Annotated in this window: 2 protein-coding genes and 1 pseudogene; all 3 read left to right on the forward strand. The window is 72.7% G+C overall.

What is annotated here, in order from left to right; genetic code table 11:
* Positions 1-342, forward strand: a 342-nt coding sequence (locus G6030_RS11710; protein ID WP_182643241.1) for a response regulator transcription factor, incomplete at its 5' end; no start/stop codon positions are given.
* 122 nt (positions 343-464) lie between these two features.
* Entirely contained in the window at positions 465-1,346 is an 882-nt protein-coding gene (locus tag G6030_RS11715; RefSeq protein WP_182643242.1) for an ATP-binding cassette domain-containing protein, read from the forward strand.
* Positions 1,343-1,765, forward strand: a pseudogene (locus G6030_RS11720) (ABC transporter permease); the annotation flags it as partial. The gene G6030_RS11715 and the pseudogene G6030_RS11720, both read left to right, overlap by 4 nt.

Genomic DNA, 1,765 nt, shown 5'->3' on the forward strand with positions numbered 1-1,765 from the left:
GGCATCCGTGCGGTGGGCCACGGCCACGCCCTGCTCGCGCCCGAGGTCACGCGCCGGGTCATCGAGCGACTGGCGGCCCCGCCCCCGACCGACGACGCCCCGGATGCCGGGCGGCCGGGGCCGCGCGCATCCGAGCTCGCCGGACTCACCGCCCGCGAGACCGAGGTGCTGCGCCTGGTCGCGCGGGGGCTGTCCAACGCCGAGATCGCCGACGAACTGGTCGTGGGCGAGGCGACGGTCAAGACCCACGTGTCCTCCTGCCTGGCCAAGCTCCACCTGCGCGACCGCGTCCAGGCGGTGGTCCTGGCCTACGAGGTCGGCCTCGTCCACCCCGGCGACTGATCCCTCCGCCTTGAGGAGGAGATCCCGCGGCCGTCGTCCGCGCCGAATCATTCCGTGGGCTGATCCGCCGACGTGCGACCCGGGCCTAGCGTGAGCAGTACACCGGCGCCAGGGAGGGCACGATGCTCGGAGTCAACGGACTGACCAGACGATTCGGCGACAACCTCGCCGTCGACGGCGTGACCTTCGAGGTCCCCGCCGGGGCGATGACCGGCTTCGTCGGCGGCAACGGCGCCGGCAAGACCACCACGATGCGCATGATCATGGGCGTCCTCCAGCCCACCGCCGGAACGGTGACGTGGGCGGGTCGCGAGGTCACGGTCGCGGACCGGCGCACGTTCGGCTACATGCCGGAGGAGCGGGGGTTGTACCCGAAGCAGCCGATCCTCGACCAGCTCGTCTACCTCGGCCGGCTACAGGGCCGCAGCGCGGCGGGCGCCAGGCAGACCGCGCTCGAACTCCTCGACAGGTTCGGCCTGGGAGAGCGCACGAGCGACAAGCTCGAGTCGCTCTCACTCGGCAATCAGCAGCGCGTCCAGATCGCGGCCGCCGTCATCGGGGAGCCCGGGTTCCTCGTCCTCGACGAGCCGTTCTCCGGACTGGACCCGGCGGCGGTGGACTCCATGGTCGACCTCCTCCGCGAGCACACCACCCGGGGCGTGCCCGTCCTGTTCTCCTCCCACCAGCTCGATCTCGTCGAGCGGCTCTGCGACCAGCTCGTCGTCCTGGCCCGCGGGCGGGTCGTGTCGACCGGGACCGTGTCCGAACTCCGCAGCCGGGGCCGGGTGCTGCACCGCCTCGTCGTGGACGGGGACGCCGGCTGGGTCCGTGCACTGCCCGGCGTCCACGTCGTGGACGTCGACGGCCCGGCCGCACTGCTCGAACTCGAGGGCCCGGGGAGCACGGACCTCGTCCTGCGTGAGGCGATGGCCCGCGGCAGCGTCAGCGAGCTCGCCCGGGTCGTCCCTAGCCTGTCCGACATCTACCGCGAGGTGACCTCATGACCACGACCCCTGTCACCCGACGCCCGTCGTCGGCCGACCACGACGACGCCGCCACCGCGCCCCGCTCCACGGACGCCGCATGGCGGATCGTCGCCGGGCGCGAGATCATGGTCAAACTCCGCGACCGGAACTTCATCATCTCCACCCTCACGACCATCGCGATCTTCGTCGTCGCGTTCGGCGTGTCGTTCCTGCTGGGCGGGGACGACGGGGAGAAGCGGATCGCCGTCGTGTCGGGCGACGCGGTGACGATCGTCGAGCAGACGAACGCGCGGGCCGACGCCGCCGACGGCGAGGACACCGACTCGTCGGCGACCGCGGGCGCACCCACCGTGCGACTCGGGGTCGAGCAGGTGGCGGATCCGGCGGCGGCCGAGCAGGCGGTACGCGACGGCGACGTCGACGCCGCCCTGCTCGGC

The organism is Dietzia sp. E1 (assembly GCF_014145015.1).
GTDB classification, from domain to species: domain Bacteria; phylum Actinomycetota; class Actinomycetes; order Mycobacteriales; family Mycobacteriaceae; genus Dietzia; species Dietzia cinnamea_A.